The 18,001-nt window shown below is 51.6% G+C and carries 14 protein-coding genes; 10 read left to right on the plus strand and 4 right to left on the minus strand.

The features are described from left to right. Positions 1-133 precede the first annotated feature (133 nt). From IQ268_RS15440 to IQ268_RS15450, 3 genes are read left to right on the plus strand one after another with little or no spacing between them, the layout of a single operon-like run. Complete coding sequence (locus IQ268_RS15440) at positions 134-1,339, plus strand: 3-dehydroquinate synthase (protein ID WP_193880629.1); 1,206 nt, start codon at positions 134-136, stop codon at positions 1,337-1,339. Continuing rightward, the gene (gene eboE, locus IQ268_RS15445; protein ID WP_193880631.1) at positions 1,330-2,586 is read left to right on the plus strand and encodes a metabolite traffic protein EboE; all 1,257 of its coding nucleotides are present in this window, start codon (positions 1,330-1,332) and stop codon (positions 2,584-2,586) included. The genes IQ268_RS15440 and eboE overlap by 10 nt, the downstream gene beginning before the upstream one ends. After that, positions 2,556-3,941, plus strand: coding sequence for an alkaline phosphatase family protein (locus IQ268_RS15450; protein ID WP_193880634.1), 1,386 nt, complete (start codon positions 2,556-2,558; stop codon positions 3,939-3,941). Before eboE ends, IQ268_RS15450 begins: the two co-directional genes overlap by 31 nt. Before the next feature lie 99 nt (positions 3,942-4,040). Here IQ268_RS15450 and IQ268_RS32290 read toward each other — a convergent pair whose 3' ends face one another. From IQ268_RS32290 to IQ268_RS15480, 4 genes are all read right to left on the minus strand, one after another. Then, positions 4,041-7,595 (minus strand): ATP-binding protein, encoded by a 3,555-nt coding sequence (locus IQ268_RS32290; RefSeq protein WP_228035406.1) that lies wholly within the window; start codon positions 7,593-7,595, stop codon positions 4,041-4,043. 66 nt (positions 7,596-7,661) lie between these two features. Beyond that, the gene (locus IQ268_RS15470) at positions 7,662-10,400 is read right to left on the minus strand and encodes a PAS domain-containing protein (RefSeq protein WP_193880636.1); all 2,739 of its coding nucleotides are present in this window, start codon (positions 10,398-10,400) and stop codon (positions 7,662-7,664) included. Further along, a complete protein-coding gene (locus tag IQ268_RS15475; protein ID WP_193880638.1) occupies positions 10,390-10,674 on the minus strand; it encodes a helix-turn-helix domain-containing protein in 285 nt (94 codons plus the stop codon). The genes IQ268_RS15470 and IQ268_RS15475 overlap by 11 nt, the downstream gene beginning before the upstream one ends. Positions 10,675-11,564: 890 nt before the next feature. Continuing rightward, positions 11,565-11,774, minus strand: coding sequence for a hypothetical protein (locus tag IQ268_RS15480; RefSeq protein WP_193880640.1), 210 nt, complete (start codon positions 11,772-11,774; stop codon positions 11,565-11,567). A gap of 671 nt (positions 11,775-12,445) precedes the next feature. On the opposite strand from IQ268_RS15480, the gene IQ268_RS15485 reads away from it, so the two are divergent. The 7 genes from IQ268_RS15485 to IQ268_RS15515 all read left to right on the plus strand — a co-directional run bounded on the left by IQ268_RS15485 (position 12,446) and on the right by IQ268_RS15515 (position 17,975). Next, positions 12,446-13,108 (plus strand): TIGR00266 family protein, encoded by a 663-nt coding sequence (locus IQ268_RS15485; protein WP_193880643.1) that lies wholly within the window; start codon positions 12,446-12,448, stop codon positions 13,106-13,108. 129 nt (positions 13,109-13,237) lie between these two features. Then, complete coding sequence (locus tag IQ268_RS15490; protein WP_193880646.1) at positions 13,238-13,915, plus strand: TIGR00266 family protein; 678 nt, start codon at positions 13,238-13,240, stop codon at positions 13,913-13,915. Positions 13,916-14,020: 105 nt separating this feature from the next. Beyond that, positions 14,021-14,719, plus strand: a complete 699-nt coding sequence (locus IQ268_RS15495) for a TIGR00266 family protein (protein ID WP_193880649.1) — start codon at positions 14,021-14,023, stop codon at positions 14,717-14,719. Positions 14,720-14,721: 2 nt separating this feature from the next. Beyond that, on the plus strand, positions 14,722-15,570 hold the full coding sequence (locus tag IQ268_RS15500; RefSeq protein ID WP_193880652.1) for a M48 family metallopeptidase: 849 nt from the start codon (positions 14,722-14,724) through the stop codon (positions 15,568-15,570). Positions 15,571-15,943: 373 nt separating this feature from the next. After that, positions 15,944-16,558, plus strand: a complete 615-nt coding sequence (locus IQ268_RS15505; protein ID WP_193880655.1) for a superoxide dismutase — start codon at positions 15,944-15,946, stop codon at positions 16,556-16,558. Between the two features lie 201 nt (positions 16,559-16,759). Then, positions 16,760-17,410, plus strand: coding sequence for a metalloregulator ArsR/SmtB family transcription factor (locus tag IQ268_RS15510; RefSeq protein ID WP_193880658.1), 651 nt, complete (start codon positions 16,760-16,762; stop codon positions 17,408-17,410). Positions 17,411-17,477: 67 nt separating this feature from the next. Then, positions 17,478-17,975, plus strand: a complete 498-nt coding sequence (locus IQ268_RS15515) for a cell division protein SepF (protein WP_193880661.1) — start codon at positions 17,478-17,480, stop codon at positions 17,973-17,975. Positions 17,976-18,001: the final 26 nt, after the last annotated feature.

Raw genomic sequence — 18,001 nt, forward strand, 5'->3', positions numbered from 1 at the left:
GGGTTTGGGGGCTAGCCCCCAAGCTCGGCCTATCTTACCCCTCCAATCCATCCCGCCATCTCACTATCCGCCATCCCGCTCTCTCACTATCCCGCTATCCTAACCATTCCCCAAACCACCATCCCGCATCCCTATGCCCCCCACCAAACTACCCCAACCGCATCATCTACTGTTACCTCCCATTCAACAAACCATCCGCCTCACATTCAACTATCCCGTCCACTTCACCACCGGACTATTTAACCCAGACAACCCCCTACTCGCCCAAATCCTAACCAGCCACACCGACCTCCACCCCAAACGAGCGATCGCCATCATTGACGACGGAGTATCAACCCATCACCCCCACTTACTAAGCCAACTCACCCACTACGCCCACCATCACGCCTTCACCCTCTGCACCGATCCGATCATCGTACCCGGTGGAGAAGCCGCCAAAAACGATCCAGCTTTACCCCAAAACCTACTACAAATCATTCACCAAACCGGACTGTGCCGCCATTCCTACCTGCTTGCCATCGGTGGCGGTGCCCTCCTCGACCTGGTCGGATACATTGCCGCGATCGCCCATCGTGGCATCCGCCTGATTCGCATCCCCACCACCGTCCTGGCACAAAATGACTCCGGCATTGGTGTCAAAAACAGCATCAACGCCTTTAACAAAAAGAACTTCCTGGGTACCTTTGCCCCACCCGCCGCTGTATTAAACGATTTCAACTTCCTCAACACCTTGAACCTACGAGACTGGCGATCGGGCATTGCCGAAGCCATCAAAGTTGCCTTAATTAAAGACGCAGCCTTTTTTGACTTCATCACCACCCACACCGATGCCCTGAACCAGCGAGATGCGATCGCCATGCAACGGCTAATTTACCGCTGCGCCCAACTCCACCTTAACCACATCGCCACCAGTGGTGATCCCTTTGAAGCTGGTTCCTCACGGCCACTAGACTTTGGGCATTGGGCCGCCCACCGACTCGAACATCTCACCCAGTATCGGCTGCGGCATGGAGAAGCCGTAGCGATCGGCATTGCCCTGGATAGCACCTACTCCTATCTCAGCCAACGCCTATCCTTGCCCGCATGGCAACGCATTTTGCAGACCTTAAAGGCGATCGGCTTCAGCCTATACGTTCCAGAACTGGCAAAACACCTCACTCCCGATCATCCCCAATCCCTGTTTCGCGGACTCAGCGAATTCCAAGAACATCTGGGCGGCGAACTCACCATCACACTGCTAAGCGATATCGGTCACAGCATTGAAGTCCACACCGTTGATTTACCTCTGTATCAACAAGCCGTCTCCATCCTGCAAACGATCGAGCAATCATGCACATAACGACCGCCTCTCCCCATCCGAGTCATTTAACCTACTGCACCAACATTCATCCCGGTGAATCATGGCCGCAGGTGTTCAACAATGTACAGCACTACATTCCCCCCCTCAAAGCCTCCCTATCACCCACTGCTCCCTTCGGCATTGGTCTCCGCCTGGCCAACATCGCCGCCCAAGCACTGCATGGAGACACGCTCGCCCACTTCCAAACCTGGCTCACCGAGCAAGATCTCTATGTTTTTACCTTGAATGGATTTCCCTTCGGTAGCTTTCATGGACAGGTGGTTAAAGATCGCGTTTATGCCCCCGACTGGTCGCAGCGATCGCGGCTAGATTACACCAAACGGCTGGCTCATATCCTCGCCGCTCTGTTGCCAAGTAACGTAGACGGCAGCATCTCCACCCTGCCGCTGTCCTACAAACCGTGGTGGATAGACCAATCTGCCAGGGCAACCATCCTCCGCGACAGCAGCCACCAACTGGCTCTGCTCGCAGCCGAACTGATTCGACTACGGCAAACTACCGGAAAGCAAATACATCTAGATTTGGAACCCGAACCCGATGGTTTAATTGAAACCACAATAGAAGCGATCGACTTCTTCAACCACTGGCTGTTACCAATCGGCAAAACCCACCTGAACGCACAATTAGGACTCACACCCGCAGCCGCAGAAGCCCACCTGCGAGAGCATATTCGGATTTGTTACGACACCTGCCATTTTGCCGTTGAGTACGAAAACCCACTGACTGCCTTTACTCAACTCCAGGCCGCAGGAATTCAGGTAGGCAAAGTGCAAATCAGTGCCGCTCTCAAAGTCGCCTTACCCCACTCATTAGCAGAGCGTCACCTGCTTCGAGAACGGTTGCAACCCTTTGCCGAATCCACCTATTTGCATCAGGTTATTGCACGTCATGCCGATGGCACATTGCACCATTATCCTGATTTGGCGATCGCATTGCCCCACCTCGAACACACCACTGCTGTCGAATGGCGCACCCATTTCCACGTCCCTATCTTTGTCCACGATTACGACGGACTGCACTCCACCCAAGACGATATTGCAACTGTGTTACGCCTGTTGGCTACGTCTCCAGCCAGTCAGCATTTCGAAATTGAAACCTACACCTGGGACGTTTTACCCCCGGCTTTAAAGACAGACATTTTGCCCTCAATTCAGCGCGAGTATGAATGGGTGCTTGAAACTATCACCAGCGGCTCATGCAAAAAACAGTTGTCCTCAATGTCGTAGGGCTAACCCCCAGCCTCATCAATGAACAAACTCCTCGGCTGTCTCAGTGGGCATCCCAGGGACAAATCGTTTCGGTGCAACCCGTGTTACCCGCCGTTACCTGTTCTGTCCAGGCCAGTTACCTGACGGGCACCCTGCCCAACCAGCACGGTATCGTGGCAAACGGCTGGTACTTCCGCGACGAGTGTGAAATCAAGTTTTGGCGACAATCCAACCACCTGATACAGGCTCCCAAACTGTGGGACAAAGCAAAGGCGATCGACCCCAGCTTCACCTGTGCCAACCTGTTCTGGTGGTACAACATGTACTCATCCGTTAACTACTCCATCACACCTCGGCCTCAATACCGGGCAGACGGCAGGAAAGTGCCCGATATCTACACTCACCCTGCTGACGTGCGATCGCGCATCCAGGCCGACCTCGGTTCATTTCCGCTGTTTCATTTCTGGGGACCCGCCAGTTCCATCCGCTCTAGCCAGTGGATTGCCCAATCGGCTCAGTGGATGGAGCAACACTATAGCCCCACCCTCACCCTGGTTTACTTGCCCCATCTTGACTACGGATTGCAGCGATTTGGCCCGGATCACCCGCGCATTGCGGCTGAATTAACCGCCATTGATACGGTGTGTGGAGAGCTGATCGACTATTACGAAAGCCGTGGTGCTACCGTCATTGTGTTATCAGAATATGGCATCACTGCTGTCTCTCGTCCCATTCACCTCAACCGCATTCTGCGAGAACACAGACTGCTGACGGTTCGGGAAGAGGAAGATGGCGAACTGCTCGATCCGGGAGCCAGCATTGCTTTTGCCGTTGCCGATCATCAAATTGCCCATGTCTACGTCAACGATCGCGCCTACCTTCCCCAAATACAAGCCCTGCTAAACGCCACCGATGGCATTGCCCTGGTATTAGATGAGGCCGGAAAACAAGCGCATCATCTCAACCATTCTCGTTCGGGTGAACTGGTGGCGATCGCCGCTCCAGATGCCTGGTTTACCTATTACTACTGGCTTAGCGATCGGCAAGCCCCTATCTTTGCTCGCACCGTTGATATCCACCGCAAGCCGGGATATGACCCCGTTGAACTCTTTCTCAATCCCCAGTTGAAACTGCCTGCCCTGAATATTGGACTGGCGCTACTGAAAAAGCAGCTTGGCGGGCGATCGCTGCTAGATGTCATTCCGCTGGAAGCCGATCTGGTACGCGGTTCCCACGGCAGTATTCCGGCCTCCAGCGCCGATTGTCCTGTTTTAATCACGCGCCAAACCCAGTTGCTCAATGCCACATCCCTACACGCGACCGAGGTATGTGACCTGCTTTTAAAGCACCTGGGAGCAAGCGAACAGCGTTGAGCTAACCCACCATTGGTGTTACCTACTGCACACGACACTAACCGTAGACGTGAGTACGGAAATGATCAACCGATATCCATTCCAACCCTGATCCCAAACTCACGCTAAGTTACTGAAGGAAGTGCCGCTATTTTCTGATTGAGGATAGGTTGGCTCCTGTAGCGGAGGGAGTATCTGTTGCAGGGTCGGCAACTGCACTACAAAAGTCGCGCCCTGATTTTCGCCCAGACTTGCTGCCCAAACGGTGCCACCGTGCATTTCCACAATTTGCCGCACGATCGCCAGCCCCAGCCCCAACCCGCCAAATCTACGCGTGGTTGAGCCGTCTTCCTGCCGAAAATACTCAAATACATGCGGTAAAAATTGCGGATCGATGCCTTTTCCGGTATCTGTTACTTGAATGTGAGCCAACTGCTCCAGTTGCCGTAGTTCAACGGTTACCTGTCCGCCGTTAGGGGTAAATTTGACGGCATTGGTGAGCAGGTTCCAGACCACTTGTTGCAACCGGGTGACATCGCCCGAAACGGGCGCGATCGCCGTTGTCAGGTCGAGCAGAATTTGAATGTTCTTGGCTTCTGCCGCCAACTGCACCGTTTCGACAGCCGCCGTAATCACAAATGGCAAATTAACAGGAGCAACCGTTAAGCTCAACTTGCCCTGCATGATGCGAGAGATGTCGAGGAGATCTTCAATCAGTTGCGTCTGAAGTCTGGCATTGCGCTCGATCGTTTTTAAGGCTTCAGCCTGACGAGCAGCATCCAGTTTGCCGTTTTGCAGCAAACGTGTCCAACCCAGGATTGGGTTGAGAGGCGATCGCAATTCATGGGACAGCACCGCCAGGAATTCATCTTTGATGCGATTGGCGCGATCGGCTTCGGCTCGTGCCGCTTGCTCACGCGCCAGGAGTTGTTCCCGTTCGGCTGCCGTCTGCCGTTGCTCGATCAGGTCAGCCGCTTGACGAGCCAGCAGATCTAGAAACCGCAATTCGCGATCGCTGGGTCGGTGGTGTTTGCGCCAATGGGTTGAAACCATGCCGATTACTTTACCCGAACGAGTCAACAGCGGCGTAGATTGAGCCGACAGATAGCCCGACTCCACGTGTATTCGCATTGAACCGTCGGGGTCTTCGCTCTCGGGTACATCAAAGTCAACCAGGGTGCGCTGCGCGCGCTGCGCACCTCCAGAGGAACCGCTATGTCTCAGTGCAATGCCACAGGGCGTATTAGAACTCACATTCACGCGGTAGAAGCGATCAGTCATTTTTTGCTCCAACCCTTGAGTAGCAAACAGTACCAACTCTTGAGTCGCATCATCAAGAAGTTGCACCGTTCCGGCATCTGCCTGGGTCAGCGCGATCGCAGTAGACAGAATCTCTTGATACAGCGTTTGAGCGTCGCCCTCCGTCACCAGTCGCGCCGCCAGTTCGCGCAGTCGTTGCGTATCTTGGAGATCTGCTGCAACAAGAGCTTCAGCACGGGCACGTTCCAGACGAGGGAAGATGCGGTTCGAGAGTTCTTCAATGAGTTGGAGTTCATCGTCACACCAGTCGCGCGGGCGCGAATCACAGATGGCAATGTAATGGGTCCACGTACCGTGGTGGTGAAAGGGCACGGTAACAAATGAATGCATGTTGAGTGCAGCATAGCCGGAAGCATCGGTGCGTGGATCGGTCTGGGTGTTTCGAACCACGACCATTTCTCCGGCGCGGCTGGCTCGCTGGAGATCCTCGCTTAAGTACTCTGTGATGCGAAAGGTGCCCACTGTGCTAAGGACATCTGGACTGTTCCAGCCGTAATGCACCGTTAGTTCGTCCCGTTCTTCATTCACATCTGTAAAGTTACAGGTGGTGATCTGAAGGTACGCGCCGATCTTCGCTCCAACGATTTGCATAATCTCGGTGGCTGACGATAGACGCGAGAAATCTTCGGCAATGTCGGCTAAAAAGGCAAGGTTTGCTTCACGACGTTTGCGTTCGTCTTCAATGCGCTTGCGCTCGGTAATATCTTTGAAGACGATCGCCACTTTTCGCGACTCCTCACCAATGCGGCAGGCATATACATCAAACCAGCGGTTGAGCGTTTCAGCACCATTTTCAAACCGAACCGATTCTCCCGTCAGGGCAACTTGACCATAAATTGCAATCCAATGTTCTTCCAGGTTGAGCTGACGCGCTGTTTTACCAACGGCGTTTTGCAGCCCGGTTTGTTGCTCAAAGACGGGGTTAACTTCCAGGACACGGTAGTCGATCGGCATGTCGTCAGCATCAAGCAGGACTTCAACCACACAAAAGCCTTCATCGATCGACTCAAACAGGGTTCGATAACGTTCCTCAGATTGGCGCAGGATAGCAGCAGATTCAATCTGTTCGGTAACATTTCTGAAATAGACAGCGATTCCCTTTGCGGCTGGATAACCGTGGACTTCGTACCAGCGATCGTGGTCAGGATAAAAGGAGGTCACCGATCCAGCTTCGCGATCGCGCATCACGCGCCAGTAAAGCTGTTCAAACTCGCTGCCATCCAGACCGGGATACATTTCCCAAACGTTTTGACCCATTAAATCGGCGGAAGTGCGATCGAGCAGGATTTCGGCGGCTCCATTCACGTAGGTAAACCGCCAGTGCTCATCCAGGGCAAAGAAGGCATCCGTAATGCTCTCTAGAATAGTCCGGCTTTGGGCTTCGCTTTCGCGGAGGGCTTGTTCTACCCGTTTGCGTTCGGTAATATCTGCGACCGCGCCAATAAATACCATCGGTGAGCCATCGGCACCATACTCGACCTGCCCCCGTGCCGCCACCCACTGCTTTTTACCCATAGCCGTGTCGATACGGTACTCAGCTATATAGGGGTCGCCCGTGGCGATCGCCTGCTCAATAGCGGCGACAACGCGAGGACGGTCTGATTCATGGATCGAATTGATAAAATGCTGAATCGGCAGCCCTGTTGTCGTTGCGCTTGCCAGGTCTACGTTGAATAATTGAGCAAACGCAGCACTAACGACCAGTCGATCGTCAGGAATCTTCCAGCAATAGGTATAGACGGCACCTGCTGCTAAAGCCGCTTCTAACTGCATGTACACGTCTCTCAGGTTAGATTCGGCTTCTTTGTATTTTTCTTCGGATTGGGTAATCTTCTGAGCTGCCAATCTTAGTTCCAGCTCATCAACCACCATTGCGGCTAAATCTACCAGGGTTGCTTTCTGCTCTGCGGTAAATGGGGCATGGGGTTGACTGTCGAGCAGACACAGCGTTCCCAGGTTAAAGCCATCGTGACTGATCAGGGGCGCACCTGCATAAAACCGCACTCCCGGTTCAGCTCGAACAAAGGAATTGCAGACAAAGCGATCGTCACATCGGGTATCGGGAACAATCAGCGGCTCGTTCATCAACACCGCAAAACTGCAAAGGGTATCGTCACGAGACACTTCACTGGCACCAAAACCAACACAGGACTTGAACCAGGCTCTTGACTCATCCACCAGCGAAATGAGGGCGATTGGCATGTTAAACAGACGTGCTGCCAGTTTCGTAATGCGATCGAACCCGGCATCGGGCGGCGTGTCGAGAATGTTGTAGCGATGTAGGGCTGCCAACCGTTCCCTTTCATTGGTCGGCATTGGTGCAATTAAAGGTTTTTGTGACAGTTGCTCGGTCATAGCAGTCAGAAAGAATAGTAGATTTGGGAGTGAAGATGGAATCAGAACTACAGGCTGAATCGGGTTCTAGCCCGTAAGCAAGGCATGAACAGCTCTGACTAACGCTTCTGGCTCCACAGGTTTGCTTATATGCTGCTCAAATCCGGCTTGCAGTGCCTGTTGTTGATTAAAATCTCCGGCATAGGCCGTAAGGGCGATCGCTTTCACCTGTCCTCCTTGCTCTGGTGGTAACGCCCGGATCTGCCGCATCAGCATGTAGCCATCGACCTCGGGCATCCCAATGTCGCTAACGAGGACATCGGGCGGAGCGTGCGTTAATGCTAAAAACCCTTCGCTGGCGATCGCCGCAGTCGTCACGTTTGCACCTGCTTGCTCCAGGACGAACGCCACAAAGTCCCGTGAATCGGTTTCATCATCAATCACCAGGATTTGTAAACCCGTGAGTGGCAGAGTGGATGAGCCTCTCTCCATCTCCCCGTCTCCCCGTCTCTCCATCTCTCCATCCCCCTGTCTCTTCAGCAGCGGTAGTTTAACTGTAAACGTGGCTCCTACCCCTTTGCCTGCACTGGCGGCGGTCACCGTGCCACCGTGTAGCTCGACCAGATGACGGACGATCGCCAACCCTAACCCCAAACCGCCAAATTGACGGGTGGTTGCGCCACTTTCTTGACGAAAACAGTCAAACACAAAGGGGAGGAAATTTGCTGGAATGCCGTTGCCGTTGTCGCTAACAGTGATTTGCGCCTGGTGGTCAACCTGTTCTAACCGCACCTCTACTCGACCGTCTATCGGCGTAAACTTCACCGCATTAGAGAGTAAATTCCACACCACTTGCTGTAGGCGGGTTGCATCGCCTGAAACGGTTCCTACTTCAGCATCTAAGCTGGCTGCTACTGTAATAGATTTGGCTTCGGCAGCGAGTTGCACGGTTTCAACTGCGCTTCGAATCACAGCGGTTAAATCAATTGAACTGACAGTGAGGCTAAGCTTCCCTTGCAAAATTCGAGAGACATCGAGTAAATCTTCAATTAGTTCCGATTGCAGTTTGGCGTTGCGCTCGATGGTTGCCAGGGCTTGAGCGGTTTTTGTAGCGTCCAGGTTGCCCTTCTGCAATAGTCTTGACCAACCCAAAATTGGATTGAGGGGCGATCGCAACTCGTGAGAGAGCACTGCCAAAAACTCGTCCTTGATGCGGTTGGCTTGTTCAGCCGCTTCTCGTGCCGCCTGTTCTTGTTGTAAGATTCGCTCCCGATCCCGTTCAATTTGAATGCGATCGGTAATGTCGTTAGAAATGCCGATTAACCCAATGACCTCTCCAGCCTCGTTGCGGTAGGGCGCTTTCATGCCTAAGAAGGTGCGAATACCATCGGGAGATTCTTCCACCACTTCCGTCTGTCCCGATGCCATAATGCGCTGATCGTTTTCCATCACCCTGGCGGCATCTTCAGCGTTTGGATAAAGGTCGCAGTCCCGGTGGCCAATCACTTCAGCCGCCGATTTGCCCAACACCTCCAGCGTCGCTGGATTGGCATAGATAATCCGTCCCTGGCGATCTTTGACAAAAATGGGGGTGGGGGCTGATTGGTTCACCACATCTAAAATGGCATTCTTCTGCCGCAGTTCTGCTTCGGCTAGTTTGCGATCGGTGATGTTTTCGGCAAAGATGACAATGCCGCCAATTTCACCTGCCGCATTGAACCAGGGGCGAGCTTCCCACTTGAGCCAATCCACTGAGCCATCGAGCCGGTTAAAGCAATCATCGTCTGATTTCTCGATGGCACCCGCCAGACAGTTTTGATGAATCTGCTTCCAGGCTTCAGAAATTTCTGGAAAGACTTCATAGTGGCTGCGTCCAATCATGGGTTCCGTTAAGTCATAGTCCTCGATCCAGCGTTGACTGTATGCCAGATAACGCAGTTCACGGTCAAACATTGCCATCGCGGCCGGAGCATGTTTGATAAACAGAGAAAGCTTTTCTTCTGACTCACGCAGGGCAACTTCTGTCTGCTGACGTTCGGCTTCAACGTGCTTGCGATCGCTAATGTCATAGGACATTACCAGCACTGCATAAACCTCTCCGCAATCGTTGTAGAGCGGTGTGCCGTGAGAAATGTAGTAGCGATCGTGGCTCTCATGCTCCACGCTAAACGGTTTGCCATTCAGCACCTGGCGAAAGCAAGGTTCATAGCTTGCTGCCAGCGTGGGATCAAGCGCGTCCCAGATGGTTTTACCAATCAAGTCCTCAGAGTTCAGACCCGCCGCTTGCAGTGCTTCGCCTGCTGCCAATAAATAGCGCAGATTACGATCCACGATGAAAACTGCCCCTCTCGGCAAATTGGCCGCCACCGCATGAAAGCGATCTTCGCTTTGTCGCAGTGCCTCTTCAGCCTGTCTACGTTCAGTCCGTTCAGCCTCTTCCCGTTTGATAGTTTCTTTGAGTGTGTGATAATCCGCTCTGGCACGCTCTAAGGCTATTCGTCGCGATCGATCGAGCCAACTGGTTAACCCTGCGGCGATCAAAAATAATCCTAACCGTATCCCAGTACCAATGGTGATGAATTGGAAGGAATAGCGCGGCTCAACAAAAAAGTAGCCAACTGCCAGCGTAGACAAAACGGTGGCCAGCAATCCAGCCTCCCATCCACCCAGCCCTACACTCACAATCACCGCCACAAAAAAGAAAGGGGTGACGGTCGGATACAGCCACGGCAAAAGTAGAAGCGTTACCCCCAGTGCTACAGCAACACTTATCACTGCCACGACAAAGTGGAGGCGATCGCTCCTGGTTCTCCCCCTAGCCTTCATACGGTTGCATTCCTCTCCAAAAATATTTGTTGCGGATAGCTTGACGTACCCGTAACGCCACATTAAGAGCCTGAGACATCTGGTGTAGTAAGGAGTCAATTTGCTTCAGTGTCAGGGGAGAAGGCTTAGCACGTCCGTTTTTCCATCGATTAATTGTGGCGGTCATGCCTGATGTGTCGGCGAATGTTTCCTGCGATAGCTGCATCATATCGCGCCGATCCCGAACCGATTGAGCGATCTGCTGTATCCGACGAAATTCAGGTTTGGGGAGCATCTCAAGGGACAAAGTATCTACATACCACTCTTGACACCAATCACCCTTCTACCAACTATCTAGAGTTGGAGAATTTTAATTCAGAGTTTGCAAAAAAACTATCAAACCTTTCATTCTGTAACTAAATTTTAATCAAGGGTGGAATCAGATCGGGTTGACGAGTGGCAAGCCAGAGCGGCCTTGAAAAGTTCCTCCCGTGAATCGGCGGGAAGTTCGCTATGACAAACACACCTGTTAGGACTGCGGTAGCACCAAGCCCGGACGCCAGATCACGTTATTCTTCACTCAAAGGATGGTACCCATAATGGGGACAAAGTAGCGCTGCGTGCGAAAAGTGCAACGCATGGAGGTAGAACTGTGGGGTAGCGAAATTGCTGAAGAGAAGGAAGCCCATGAGGGGAGGTTCTTGACTCTCATGACATAGCATCTCCTGTCATGGCTGAACGTCACCCTGCTTTGACCCAATTGGCACAGAGATCTCATTCATCTATTTCCGTTCCTCATTTCTCTAGAGTTAATCTCGATAGTTGAAATGAATTGGACGGTTTTTCTGGATGTCTTTCAGATTCCAGTATTGGGCTATAGTTCCCTTGCTACTGATCATTCCTTTTTCAATGAACGCATTGATGTGGTTTCTCACCCATGCCGCACGTATCAGTCCGCTTGAATCAGCCAGACTTACAGCCATTTTCATTTGCATTCACCACACCCCAAACCCTACACACACAACCATCCTGGCGAGACTGTGGCTGACTCGATTGAGAACTGCTGTACATTCATCCGGCAACTCCCGACGCTCATTCATCTAGCCATCATCGCTTTTGATTCTTGCGATAAATGACCACTATTCACCCGAAGTGACGTTCACTCAGTGCCATCCATTTCATGCATCAGCAGATTGCAGCGTGGCGATCGCGCCTCTGTTCGCGCGACTCTTGCTTCACTTTTCCTTCCATTGCCGCATGTTGTAGCTGCATAAACGCAAAGAAATCTTCATTGTCATATTTCGTTTGCATCAAGCGCCGCAACTCATCTTCAGCCGTAATCGTCAAACAGCCAGTGGTCAGCGCCTGTTGAGCAATATCACAGATTCGAGCCATAAGTCACCCTCCAACAACCATAAGCCGAGCGAAACAAAGAACACAGGGAAGCCGTTTGCCAGCTAGCTCCCAAAGGCCGAGAATTGCGGGGCAGCCATTCTAGCCTGATTCAGTTCTCAATCCACAACACAATGGATTTAGCAGAACCCTCGGTAGGTCGCACCACTCGCCATCCTGCTTGAATTGCAACGGGTTGAATTAGCGTATGAATAACCGCAACAGGAATGGCATCTTAATGACCCACCAACCTTGTAGCTAGTAGGTTATAGAAAACCTCTACAGTCGGCTCATTCTCCTTCAGGATAGATTCAATGTTGTTTAGATAAAGCTCAACAGAAGTCGCATGTGTTTGTAAAAGGTGCCCTTTCAAGATTTCAACGGATACTTGGACACCCCAAAGAGGGGCAGTGACTGTAGCTGCGATGAAGTGAATTATGTCGGTCTACTGCTGAAGAGAACGATCGCTCATCTAACCTACTACGTTGACAATAAGTTGTAGCCCTTGCGATCGGATTTTTAGAGTACAACCAATCGGGGAGAACTGAGGGACACAACACTACGGGCACAAACCTTAACGGATGTAAATTGAGTTAGCACTATAGGGCATTGTGTGGGAATGCTATAGCTGACATTCATTTAAACCGTACTTGAGCAACTAGAGGTCATTAAAGGTGAGATATGAAATTCGTTACAAACCTGCCTTTGCTACGCTCTTTTTAACGCTAAATCCCGGCGATCGCATCACCGCCGAAGCAGGGGCAATGGCCAGCATGTCTGCCCAACTCTCGATGACCACCGAGTTTTCAGGCGGTTTAATTCCAGGACTGTTAAAGAAGTTTCTAGGCGGAGAATCGCTCTTTGTTAACGTCTTCAAAAACAACACCCAACAACCGCAAGAAGTAGTGCTGACCCAGTCTACTATTGGCGATATCAGCATGATTGAGTTAACCGGAAACGAGATTTGCTTTCAGCCCGGTGCTTACATTGCTCATACCCCTGGCATTCGCATGGGAGTAGAATGGGCAGGTTTTTCAAGCTGGTTTGCGGGTGAAGGGTTATTTAAGCTCAAGCTCAGCGGCCAAGGATTAGTCTTCTTTGGAGCCTATGGTGGCATCACTGAACGCCGCCTGAGCAACGAATTAATTGTCGATACCGGGCATCTGGTTGCGTATGAACCCGGCATTCGCATGAATATCCACATGGCAGGCGGGTTGCTGGGTTCCGTCACGTCTGGGGAAGGACTGGTCAACCGTTTGAAAGGTCAGGGGCGCGTTTATCTGCAATCTCGTAGTGTAGACGGCCTGGTGCGGTTTCTTCGTCCCAAATTGAGATAAAGCGTTTGGTCATTGCTCGTTGGTTATGCCGTGATCCCGTTCGTTATCCGCATTACCAATGACAGATTTGCCAATGACAGGTTTGCCAACAACCGATTTGATTGCGATTGAGTACAACCATCTAAACCTATGAAACTAGAGATTTTGCATCAGCCCGATAGTGCGATCGCCAAAATCGATATGGCACCGCAAGAAGAATTAATTGCCGAAGCGGGATCAATGGTCGCCATGAGCGGTCATATGCAGGTCAGCACTACGCTACGACGGGGTAAAGGGGGCGGCATTTTTGGAGGATTGAAGCGAGCGCTAGCAGGCGAATCGCTCTTCCTCAGCGTGTTTCGGTCTGGAGCGAGTCCGGCTGAAGTCTATCTGGCTCCCACCCTCATGGGCGATATTTTGCCCTATCAACTGTCTGGAACAGATTTAGTTATCCAGTCTACGGGCTACATGGCCAGCACACCAGGCATAGATATCGATCTGGGATTTCAAGGATTAAAGTCGGTTTTCTCAGGTGAATCCATTTTTTGGTTAACGGCCAGCGGGTCTGGAATGGTACTGTTGAGTGCCTTTGGCGGCATCTATGAAGTCATGGTGGATGGCGAATATGTGGTTGATACTGGACACATCGTCGCGTTTGATAAAACCCTGAACTTCTCGATTACCAAGCCGGGTTCAAGCTGGATCGGAGCCTTCATGGGGGGAGAAGGACTGGTGTGTCGTTTCAAAGGCAAAGGCCGACTATTTTGTCAGACCCATAATCCCGGAGCCTTTGGTCAGATGGTTGGAAGCAAGCTGCCGCCCAAATAACCCGTGGCGATTCAAAGAACTGCCCCCTGCAACAACTTATTCTGACTATTCTTGAACGACTCAATCTAATGTCATCACTTTACATTTTCTCAGGAGAACGAGCCGATGGCTGCTGAAACTGCTTATCGAATTGACCATTCACCCGCCTATGCGTCGCTTTGGCTCAAACTCAACGCTGGACAAACCGTTCTGGTGGAATCTGGCGCAATGGCAGCAATGGACCCCTGGATCAGCATGAAATCCAAGGTAAAGGGCGGGTTAATGAAAGGCATTGGGCGGATGCTTGGCGGCGAATCACTCTTCATGAGTGAGTTCAAGGCAGAGGGCAAACCGGGCGAAATGATGATCTCTCCGGGCGTTCCAGGAGATATCCAGCATTATCATTTAGATGGACAGGGCTTGATGGTGCAGTCGTCTGGATTTGTAGCCGCCAGCCCAACCGTGACGATCGATACCAAGTTTCAAGGCTTCAAAGGTTTTTTTAGCGGCGAGTCGCTGTTCTTGATTAGAGCCACCGGAACGGGCGACCTGTGGTTTAGTTCCTTTGGCGCTATTTTGGAAATCCCGATTTCGGGTGAGTATGTGGTTGATACCGGATACATTGTTGCCTTTGAAGAAACGTTAAACTACGAAATTGAGATGATGGGCGGTCTGTCCTTCAAAGGCTTAAGAACTGGTATTTTAGGCGGTGAAGGTCTGGTCTGTCGCTTTAGCGGACAGGGGCGGCTCTGGGTGCAGTCGCGGCAGCTTTATCCTTTCATTAATTTCCTGAATCCGTTTCGTCCTACTAAGAGCAATGACTAACCATGCCGATTGAACTTCCACCCGGGACTGCCAGCTATAGCGATCGCAACCCGCCCCCGCAAAATCGCCAGATTCTGGTCATCCTGGGAGGAATCGCCGGACTGGTGGTGCTGATCATCTGGCTGCTGAATCTATTTGTCAGTGGCTTAATTGGGTTAATTCCACCGAGTGTAGAGCGGCAACTGGGAAGCTTTATCGTCCCGGCATTTGAACAGTTGTCGCAACCCTCGCCCACTCAGGATACGCTCAATCAACTACTCGATCGCCTGGAAGCCAAACTGCCCGACGAGCAACGGCAAGATCATCACTACCAGGTGCTATATATTCCAGAGCCAACCATTAATGCGATCGCCATTCCGGGCGATCGCATCATCATTTTCTCGGGGTTACTCGCCAACGTAAAATCTGAAAATGAGCTGATGATGGTACTGGGTCATGAATTGGGCCATTTTGCCCACCGCGACCACTTGCAGCGACTGGGTCGAGGCATTGTGCTGCGCTTTACCCTGGCTTCCCTGCTGGGTGATCCCAGTGCCATTCAATCGATCGCCGTGTCTGGCATTACTGCCGTTAGCACCGCTCGTTTTTCGCAGCAGCAAGAGTTCCAGGCCGACGATTTTGGCTTGCAGTTGCTACAGAGTACCTATGGTCACGTTACCGGAGCTACCGATTTCTTTGCGCGGCTCAGCCAGCAAGAACGAGGCCAGGTTGATTTTCTGGCGACTCATCCCAACTCTCGCAAGCGGGTTAAGCGGCTAGAAGCCGAAATTAAAGAGCAAGCTTACGCCTCGGGGACGCGATCGCCGCTTCCGCCAACCCTGGTCGAGCAAACGGCCACTCCATCAGCTTAATCACCGAATTGCAATTGGGCAGGAAAGCAAACGACAATCCGTTGCTGAACACAATCTGTTATCGAATAACTGTTATCGAACACAAGTATGAACGGGTAGTTTCAACGCCTCCGCAACGGGTATAGCAATTCTCCCACAACGTTCATACCTGGATTTAGCCGCGACGACCCTTACCAAAACTACAGGCTCATAGCCTGTAAGGATGCCCACCGCTAATGCACCCCAGTCCACCTGTTTGGATCTGGGGCTATTTTTTGCAGGGCTTCTCTTAAATCTGACGGATCTGAGACTTTTGATAGATAAATCTATTTTAAGTTTTGATAGTATTTTATATAGAAACTAAAAATGACGTTAAAGACAAAGGAAACCTAATATGGCATTCGAATTACCCTCTCTGCCCTATAGCTTTGATGCGCTAGAACCCTATATCGACGCGCAGACAATGCAAATTCACCACGACAAGCACCATGCTGCTTACGTTAATAAGCTCAATTCGGCACTTGAATCCCAGTCGGATTTGCAAAACAAGAGCATTGATGAGCTGATTCGTGACCTCAATTCCCTGCCGGAAAGCGTTCGCACTGCCGTTCGCAACAACGGAGGAGGCCACTTTAACCACACCATTTTCTGGACGCTAATGGCTCCCAATGCGGGGGGCGAACCAACGGGTGAGATTGCTAATGCAATTAAAGACACGTTTGGCGACTTTGAAACCTTTAAGACCAAATTTAATGATGCCGGTGCGGGACAGTTTGGTAGCGGCTTTGTCTGGCTAGTTCGCACGCGGGATGGAAAACTGGAAGTAGTGAGTACACCCAACCAGGACAACCCCCTGACCGACGGTCATTTCCCGATTATGGGCAACGATGTCTGGGAACACGCCTACTATCTCAAGTATCAAAACCAGCGGCCTGAATATTTGAAGCAGTGGTGGAACACCGTTAACTGGAACGAAGTAAACAATCGTTTTGCTCAAGCCAGCCGTTAATTAATTTAGTTCAGCTAAAATCGAGTTGAATTGAGATAAGGACTGGGACACGGTGTAACGACCGTGTCCTTCCTTGTATCGGCAATGACACCTCGCAAATTTCAGGAGGCGCGACTTTAACCCACTCACGACCATAAATTCAGTAAACTGGAGGCTCGAACTCTGGTCTATGCTGACGGTTGCTCGATCAGAATGTAAGCTATGAGTGATTCCGCGATAGATAAGATAAAAGTCAAAAATCAGATTTTACACCTGCTGAAAACGGGTGGGCCTCAAACAGCGACGGCTCTAGCAGAGCAGTTGCAGGTTTCACCAATGGCGATTCGACAGCATTTGCAGAGTCTGCAAGCTGACGAATGGGTGATATATCAGGAGGAACGCCGCCCGGTGGGTCGCCCGGTGAAGCTGTGGCAATTGGCGCAGGGAGCCGCCAAACTCTTTCCCGATAGCCACGCCGGGTTGACCGTGAGCTTGCTTCAAGGCATTGAACATATTTTTGGCACAACTGGCCTGGAAGCGCTGTTGGTCGATCGCGCCCAACAGCAGCTTCAGCTTTACTCTGCCCAAATGAACAACGGCTGGAACTGGCGCGAACGAGTTGCCGCTTTAGCCCAAATTCGATCGCGGGAAGGCTACATGGCCGAGGTTATTGAGCAAGCAGACAACAGCATTTTGCTCGTTGAAAACCATTGTTCTATCCATGCGGCTGCCCAACACTGCCAGCAATTTTGCCGTTCAGAGCTGGATGTGTTTACAGCCCTGTTAGGTGCCGACGTATCCGTTGAACGGGTAGAACATGTAATGAAGGGCGATCGCCGTTGTGCCTACCGAATTTTTCCAAAAGCCAGCTAAATGCAGGGTGATTTCCGGGTAAAAAGCCGATAGAATAGAACGCATGAACTAGTTCAGGTGCCTCGTTATGAGCATCTTTCGGCGGCTATATGACACGTTGACGCTGGGTTCAGCCCTGGATCAACCAGATTATGACGATATGGACGAATATCCCCCTGACACGTTAGGGTGGCAGGATGAGTCGTTTCAGGGTGACGAGCGATCGGCTCCACCCACTAATGTCATTGGCATGATGAGTCGGGCTGGGCAGCAAGACGAAATTTTATTGATAGAGCCGCGATCGTTTGATGAGATTCCGCAAGTGGTTTCGGCACTGCGAGAACGCCGCTCTGTAATCCTCAACCTGGGATTAATGGATGCTGATATGGCGCAGCGGTGCGTTGATTTTGTGGCGGGTGGCGTGTTTGCGATCGACGGGCATCAACACCGGATTGGGCAAACGGTATTTCTCTTCACCCCCAACCATACGCAAATTAGCCATCTCCATCCCAATCCACCGCAGGCGGTGCCGCCGATCGCCCCGCCTCCAGTCTGGCCGCAAATGAGCATTCAAACCATTCAGTAGAGTTCGACAGAGACTCGACGCAGCTT

Source organism: Oculatella sp. LEGE 06141, assembly GCF_015207605.1.
Classification (GTDB): Bacteria; Cyanobacteriota; Cyanobacteriia; order Elainellales; family Elainellaceae; genus Oculatella.

What these genes read in the sequence shown, in the direction of transcription:
- IQ268_RS15450 (WP_193880634.1), top strand. Translation starts at nt 2,556, where the DNA reads ATGCAAAAAACAGTTGTCCTCAATGTCGTAGGGCTAACCCCCAGCCTC.
- IQ268_RS15480 (WP_193880640.1), bottom strand. Translation starts at nt 11,774, where the DNA reads ATGGCTCGAATCTGTGATATTGCTCAACAGGCGCTGACCACTGGCTGT.
- IQ268_RS15490 (WP_193880646.1), top strand. Translation starts at nt 13,238, where the DNA reads ATGAAACTAGAGATTTTGCATCAGCCCGATAGTGCGATCGCCAAAATC.
- IQ268_RS15475 (WP_193880638.1), bottom strand. Translation starts at nt 10,674, where the DNA reads ATGCTCCCCAAACCTGAATTTCGTCGGATACAGCAGATCGCTCAATCG.
- IQ268_RS32290 (WP_228035406.1), bottom strand. Translation starts at nt 7,595, where the DNA reads ATGACCGAGCAACTGTCACAAAAACCTTTAATTGCACCAATGCCGACC.
- eboE (WP_193880631.1), top strand. Translation starts at nt 1,330, where the DNA reads ATGCACATAACGACCGCCTCTCCCCATCCGAGTCATTTAACCTACTGC.
- IQ268_RS15505 (WP_193880655.1), top strand. Translation starts at nt 15,944, where the DNA reads ATGGCATTCGAATTACCCTCTCTGCCCTATAGCTTTGATGCGCTAGAA.
- IQ268_RS15515 (WP_193880661.1), top strand. Translation starts at nt 17,478, where the DNA reads ATGAGCATCTTTCGGCGGCTATATGACACGTTGACGCTGGGTTCAGCC.
- IQ268_RS15440 (WP_193880629.1), top strand. Translation starts at nt 134, where the DNA reads ATGCCCCCCACCAAACTACCCCAACCGCATCATCTACTGTTACCTCCC.
- IQ268_RS15500 (WP_193880652.1), top strand. Translation starts at nt 14,722, where the DNA reads ATGCCGATTGAACTTCCACCCGGGACTGCCAGCTATAGCGATCGCAAC.
- IQ268_RS15495 (WP_193880649.1), top strand. Translation starts at nt 14,021, where the DNA reads ATGGCTGCTGAAACTGCTTATCGAATTGACCATTCACCCGCCTATGCG.
- IQ268_RS15510 (WP_193880658.1), top strand. Translation starts at nt 16,760, where the DNA reads ATGAGTGATTCCGCGATAGATAAGATAAAAGTCAAAAATCAGATTTTA.
- IQ268_RS15470 (WP_193880636.1), bottom strand. Translation starts at nt 10,400, where the DNA reads ATGAAGGCTAGGGGGAGAACCAGGAGCGATCGCCTCCACTTTGTCGTG.